This is a genomic window from Neobacillus sp. plas4 (assembly GCF_057221695.1).
This window is the reverse complement of sequence record NZ_CM170152.1, coordinates 741,148-747,500: the sequence shown is the minus strand read 5'-3', so window position 1 is coordinate 747,500 and position 6,353 is coordinate 741,148. Positions and strand designations below refer to the sequence as shown.

Below are 6,353 nucleotides of genomic sequence, written 5' to 3'. Positions count from 1 at the left end.
GGTATGATCCTCTATATAAAAGAAGCTGGATATGATATTCAACAAGGTGCAGATGTTTTGTTTTATGGAAATATCCCAAATGGTGCAGGTCTCTCCTCCTCCGCATCCATTGAACTGGCAACAGGTGTTTTGTTAAATGGACTTTTTGATCTAAAACTAAATCGTATTCCTATGATTCAAATCGGACAAAAGGTTGAAAATGAATACATCGGTGTAAACAGCGGGATTATGGACCAATTTGCTATTGGGATGGGAAAAAAAGATCATGCTCTTCTTCTAAACTGTCAGACCTTAGAATACAAGTATGCACCCATCGTATTGGACAATTATGTGATTATGATTATGAATACAAATAAACAGCGTACTTTAGCCGGTTCGAAGTATAATGAACGGCGTTCCCAATGTGAACAAGCGCTTAGTGACCTACAGTCGAAACTAGCAATTACTAGTTTAGGAGAATTAACACCATCACAATTCGACGAAAATAAGCACCTAATTCGTACTGAAATAAATAAAAAACGTGCAAAGCATGCAGTTTACGAAAATGCACGGACTCTAGAAGCATTAGAAAAACTTCAACAAGGTGATCTCAAGGGATTTGGCAAATTAATGAATGAATCTCACCTGTCCTTAAAGGATGATTATGAAGTGACGGGCCTTGAACTTGATACCCTTGTACAGGCAGCTTGGGAACATGAAGGTGTCTTAGGAGCTCGTATGACAGGAGCAGGATTTGGAGGCTGTGCGATTGCTGTTGTTGCGGAGGACCAAATAGATAATTTTAAGAAAGATATTAACAATATATATCGCGAAAAAGTTGGCTATGAGGCAACGTTCTACACCGCAGCCATTGGTGATGGCGCAAAAGAAATCTCTGAGGAGTGGTAAAGATGAGTGTACTCGTTTTAGGAGGAGCAGGTTATATCGGTTCACATGCTGTCTATCAATTAATCGACCAAGGAGAGGAGGTTGTGGTAATAGATAATCTTGAAACTGGTCACAAAGGGGCAGTCCATCCAAAGGCAGCTTTTTATGAAGGAGACATGCGTAATATTGATTTCCTTCGCTCCGTTTTTCAAAAAGAATCCATTGATGCCGTCATTCATTTTGGAGCCAATTCACTTGTCGGTGAATCCATGGAAAACCCGCTTAAATATTATGATAACAATGTGTACGGTACACAGGTTTTACTAAAAGCTATGGTGGAATTCGGTGTCAAAAAAATTGTTTTCTCTTCTACAGCAGCCACCTATGGAGAACCAGAAGCTGTTCCGATAACAGAATCAATGGCGACAAATCCAACCAGTACGTACGGTGAAACAAAGCTTGCAATGGAAAAGCTGATCAAGTGGACCGAGCAGGCGCACGGTATAAAATATGTTTCACTAAGATATTTTAATGTGGCTGGAGCGAGAGAAACAGGGGAAATCGGCGAAGACCACCGTCCTGAATCACATCTCATTCCGATTATCTTGCAAACAGCATTAGGACAGCGTCCACATATCATGATTTTTGGTGAAGATTATGATACAGGTGATGGAACGTGTATTCGTGATTATGTTCATGTAGAAGACCTAATCAATGCTCATCTGCTCGCTTTAAAATATTTGAATGAAGGCAATAGCAGTGATGTTTTCAACCTTGGAAGCAATCAAGGTTTCTCCGTTAAAGAAATGATTGATACTGCAATAGATGTTACAGGCAAGGAAATTCCTAGTGTAATTGGTGAACGCAGAGCAGGCGACCCAAGCATATTAATTGCTTCCTCTGATAAGGCAAAACAAATATTAGGCTGGAATCCAACACGTACTTCCATTACTAAGATTATCAGTGACGCTTGGAATTGGCATTCCGCACATCCAGAAGGATATGGGAAGGAAGGGTGAACATGATTTACCAACTATTAAATGGACTTATTCAGAAAGCGTTGGAAGTGGAATTAATTGAAGCTGCTGATCAGATTTATGTTCGAAACCAGGTAATGAGCTTGCTAAAGCTTGAGGCTTTTCCTGATAAGGAAGTAGTATCAAGTGAGGATACCATCCCAAACCTCATTGAAAAAATTACTATTTATGCTGTTGAACAAGGTGTCATAGAGAACATCTTTGATGATAAGGAAATTCTCGCAGCCAACATTATAAACTGCTTTGTCCCTAGACCTTCTGTTGTGAATGCTGTATTTAACCAAAAGTATCAGGACTCACCTCAAGCAGCAACGGATTATTTTTACAACCTAAGTAAAAACAATAATTACATTCAAATAAATCGGATTGCCAAAAACATCTCTTATAAGGTAGACACTGCTTACGGTGTCATGGATATTACCATTAATCTTTCCAAGCCGGAAAAAGACCCGGAGCAAATAAAACGCGAACGTGAAATGAAACAAACTGCTCATTATCCAAAATGCCTGTTATGTAAAGAAAACGAAGGCTACTCAGGGCGTACCGGTCATCCTGCACGTGCCAATCATAGGATTATCCATATACCACTTTCAGGGCAAAGCTGGTTTTTGCAGTACTCCCCATATGTTTATTATAATGAGCACTGTATTGTTTTTTCTGAAGAACATCGTGATATGAAGATTGATAGAAGTGCGTTTGAGAGATTACTTGAATTCGCAGATAAATTCCCTCATTACTTCATTGGTTCAAATGCGGATTTACCTATTGTTGGAGGTTCTATTTTAAGTCATGACCATTATCAAGGCGGCTGCTACGAATTCGGCATGACGCGGGCAGAGGATGCCTTTACTTTTGAGTTAAAAAACTATCCAGAAATCCATGCAGCCGTTTTAAACTGGCCGATGTCTGTTATCCGTTTAAGGAGCAAAAACAAAGCCTCCCTGCTCGAGGCTGGTGATAATATATTGCAAACTTGGAAAGGCTATTCTGATGAACAAGCAGATGTTATTGCCTATACGGGAGAAACCCCGCATAATACAGTTACACCGATTGCCAGGAAACGAAATGGCAGCTTTGAATTGGACCTAGTACTTAGAAACAATCGGACAACAGATGAACATCCACTTGGGATTTTTCATCCCCATGCGGACGTACATCATATTAAGAAAGAAAACATCGGGTTAATTGAGGTTATGGGGCTTGCAGTTCTCCCGCCAAGACTATTAGATGAACTTGCTGAAATTAAAAGTTTTCTATTAGGCGAATCCGTTCATGTTGCAGAGTATCATCAGGAATGGGCAGACCAAATAAAAGCAGCATATGGCACACTTTCTGATTCAGAACAAGCGGAAACTATTTTACGCGAAGAACTAGGAAAGAAATTTGTAAGGGTACTGCAGGATGCAGGGGTATTAAAGGAACAGGAAGCATTTAATCGATTTATTAACACATTAAACAAACGGGTGGAAGTCAAATGAGAATAGAAAAAAAAGAGATTCACGAAAAATGGATAGAATACACGTTAACCAATGACGTCGGCATGAGTGTTAGTGTACTAGACCTCGGAGGAATTATTACCAAAATCATGGTTCCCGATCGCGATGGAAACATTGAAAATGTTGTTCTGGGTTATCGTAATTATGAAGATTATCAAGCAAATCCGAATTATTTTGGTGCTATTATTGGCCGGGTTGCAGGCAGAATTCAAGGTGCCTCCTTTAATCTGAATGGAGAAACGTATAAATTAGCTGCAAATGATGGAGAAAACCATTTGCATGGCGGTCCTCGCGGGCTTCATCAACTAGTTTGGGAAGCAAGCACCTTTGAATCTGATGAAGAAGTTGGATTAACTCTTAGCCATAGAAGCGTTGATTTGGACAGTGGATATCCTGGAAATGTAGAAATAAAGGTCACTTATACGCTAAATAACCAAAATCAACTCATCCTTGATTATGCAGCAAAAAGTGATCAAACTACCCCGCTTACACTGACAAACCATTCTTATTTTAATCTAAGCGGCAATTTAAAAAATACGGTTCACAATCATCAAGTAACGATTGATAGCAGCAAGTTCGTTGAGCTGGATTCAAACCTTATTCCCACTGGTAAGATGCTAAATGTTTCTGAGACATCATTTGATTTCCGCAGCGGACGTGCACTTGAAGAAGGGTTTAACAATGACTTCGAGCAAAATAAAGTCGCCGGAAGCGGGTATGATCATTATTTTATTTTTGACAATGCCCAGGAACATCAAGCAAACCTGCTAGACCCTGATAGCGGCCGCGTCATGCTCGTGAATACAAATGAACCTGGAATGGTCATGTATACATCAAACACTATGGAGGAAGGTCTGAAATTAGCAGAAGGATCCTCCCGTAAACACCTAGGCGTTTGTTTCGAAACTCAAGCATCACCTGCCTCCTTGCATCACGAAGGATTTCCGACGGTGATTCTAAATGCAGGAGAAGATTATAACAAACAAACTATTTTTACCTTTCTAATAGAAGACGAAAAATAAAAAGGCAAACCTCGCCATAGTAATTGGCGAGGTTCTTTATTAGGGATACCGAAACCTTAATAAATATTTTAACGGTATTTATTGTGAATAGGGATAAATAAATCTTCATCTGTATTTCTAACAACTGAAAAATTATCTACATTATAATGACCGTGAAGAGTTGCATTGTGATGAAGAACTATTTGTTCTGCCGATAAAGTTTTCGAGTCTGAGGTAGAATGTCCATCTCCAACTAATGTTACATCAAAATGATTGATTGTTGCTGTTCTAATAGCTGTATCAATACAATGTTCTGTCTTACATCCCATTATTACAAGATGTTCTACATTGTTTGTATTTAAATGTTCGAGTAATGGAGTGCCATAAAACGAATTTGTGGCAGCTTTATCAAATATGGTAGCAGTGGGTGGTACTCTAATATCTTTATGTATCTGAAATCCAGGTCCCTTACCATTCGCAACATCTAGATCCCTTATAAAAACAATGGGGATACTATTATTTATCGCCTTTTCAATTACTGTGTTAATGTTATTGATGATTTTTTCTTTTTCAAAAACTCCTTGTTCTTCATTATTACCTTCCATTAAGTCCTGTTGAGCATCAATGATTAATAATGTTTGTTCCAAATATTTCTCCTCCTTTAACAGTTACCTGTTAGCACATCAACCAATTTCTATATATATTTTCGCCAGAGTTTACTAATACCATATTTTCTCATCTAAACACACCCCCCTGACGAAAAAGGGATCAGCCTATTTCTTTTATAGGGTTAAATAACTCTACCAACAGCAGGGACACCGCACCTAGCAATGTGGCATCATCACCAAGCTGCGTGACAGTAACTTCCGTATTTCTTGCCTCTGAAGTCAAGACTCTTTGCTGAATGGTTTCAAGAATGGCAGGCATAATGAATTCCTCACTCTTCATAACCCCTCCGCCTAAAACTATTTTTTGCGGATTTAGTAAGTGAATTAAGTTTGTTAATCCGACACCGATAATCGTACCGGTATCATGAAGAAGGGCTCTGTATAAGGGATTACCCTTTTGTGCCAATTCAAATACTTCTTTTCCTGTCAGGATTCCCTTGCTCTCATTTCCCTGTCTTTCTGCCCTTTCAGCAATCGCCGCTCCACTTACGAAGGTTTGAAAACAACCACGATTTCCACACTCACAAGTACTGCCGTTCATATCAATCGTCATATGACCAAATTCTCCTGCAATTCCCTGAGCACCATGATACAATTTTCCGTTCATGACAACTCCGGCACCGACACCACGGCCTATATTGACAGCAACCATACTTTCCGTTTCACCATGACCGCCAAACCATGATTCACCAAGCGCCATCGCCCGGGCGTCATTTTCAACCTTAATCGTTAGATTAAATTCCTCCTCCAATGCCTCTTTGATGGGAATATTTCTTAAGTTTAATATTGGGGCAACCAGAGAAGTTCCGGTTTCAACATCCACAACGCCGTGCATGGCAATACCAATGCCAATAATTTGATCATGACTGATTTCTGTTGATTTTAAAATGGAATATATATTCTCTTTTAAAACCGACAGAAACCGCTCATTCGTGATTGGATTGTTAATAGGACTGGAGGTTCGCTGCAAAATTTCACCTGATAAATCCGTTAGAACACCTTTGATCGTTTCTGGCCCGGCATCAATCCCAATGACGTAAAGTGAACTGTGATTGATATGTAACATCGTAGGCTTCCGCCCGCCGCTTGAATGCCCCAGTGTACTCTCTCGTACCAGACCCTCTTCAATCAGTTCCTTTACAATCGTACTGACGGTCGGGGGAGTTAGGCTCGTTTCTTTGGCGATTTGTGCCCTGGATATTGGTTCTGAGATACGAATCTTATTTAAAATAATTGATTTATTAACGGATTTCATTAATTGAAAAGTGCCACGCTGCTGCATAT

Annotated in this window: 6 protein-coding genes (1 of these 6 running past the window's edge); 4 read left to right on the top strand and 2 right to left on the bottom strand. The window is 39.6% G+C overall.

The window, feature by feature from the left end; all coding sequences use genetic code 11:
* The 4 genes in view from AC2TFD_RS03585 to AC2TFD_RS03570 are tightly spaced (at most 2 nt apart) and all read left to right on the top strand, a layout consistent with a single transcriptional unit that may run on beyond the window.
* A protein-coding gene (locus AC2TFD_RS03585) for a galactokinase (RefSeq protein ID WP_484674992.1) crosses the window boundary here: on the top strand, positions 1-888 show its 3' portion. The gene continues 294 nt to the left of window position 1, outside the view; only the last 888 of its 1,182 coding nucleotides appear in the window; its start codon lies beyond the left edge, outside the window; its stop codon occupies positions 886-888.
* A gap of 2 nt (positions 889-890) precedes the next feature.
* The gene (gene galE / locus AC2TFD_RS03580) at positions 891-1,886 is read left to right on the top strand and encodes a UDP-glucose 4-epimerase GalE (RefSeq protein ID WP_484674991.1); all 996 of its coding nucleotides are present in this window, start codon (positions 891-893) and stop codon (positions 1,884-1,886) included.
* A 2-nt stretch (positions 1,887-1,888) separates the two neighbouring features.
* Positions 1,889-3,382 (top strand): UDP-glucose--hexose-1-phosphate uridylyltransferase, encoded by a 1,494-nt coding sequence (gene galT / locus AC2TFD_RS03575; protein ID WP_484674990.1) that lies wholly within the window; start codon positions 1,889-1,891, stop codon positions 3,380-3,382.
* Positions 3,379-4,422 (top strand): aldose epimerase family protein, encoded by a 1,044-nt coding sequence (locus AC2TFD_RS03570; protein ID WP_484674989.1) that lies wholly within the window; start codon positions 3,379-3,381, stop codon positions 4,420-4,422. The genes galT and AC2TFD_RS03570 overlap by 4 nt, the downstream gene beginning before the upstream one ends.
* Before the next feature lie 68 nt (positions 4,423-4,490).
* On the opposite strand, the gene AC2TFD_RS03565 is transcribed toward AC2TFD_RS03570, so the two are convergent.
* Positions 4,491-5,048 carry a cysteine hydrolase family protein gene (locus AC2TFD_RS03565; protein WP_335516656.1) on the bottom strand — a complete coding sequence of 186 codons (558 nt, stop codon included), beginning with the start codon at positions 5,046-5,048 and terminating at the stop codon, positions 4,491-4,493.
* 121 nt (positions 5,049-5,169) lie between these two features.
* Positions 5,170-6,351 carry an ROK family transcriptional regulator gene (locus AC2TFD_RS03560; protein WP_335516659.1) on the bottom strand — a complete coding sequence of 394 codons (1,182 nt, stop codon included), beginning with the start codon at positions 6,349-6,351 and terminating at the stop codon, positions 5,170-5,172.
* Positions 6,352-6,353 lie beyond the last annotated feature (2 nt).

Coding starts and splice junctions, on each gene's coding strand:
- galE (WP_484674991.1), top strand. CDS start 891: ATGAGTGTACTCGTTTTAGGAGGAGCAGGTTATATCGGTTCACATGCT.
- galT (WP_484674990.1), top strand. CDS start 1,889: ATGATTTACCAACTATTAAATGGACTTATTCAGAAAGCGTTGGAAGTG.
- AC2TFD_RS03570 (WP_484674989.1), top strand. CDS start 3,379: ATGAGAATAGAAAAAAAAGAGATTCACGAAAAATGGATAGAATACACG.
- AC2TFD_RS03560 (WP_335516659.1), bottom strand. CDS start 6,351: ATGCAGCAGCGTGGCACTTTTCAATTAATGAAATCCGTTAATAAATCA.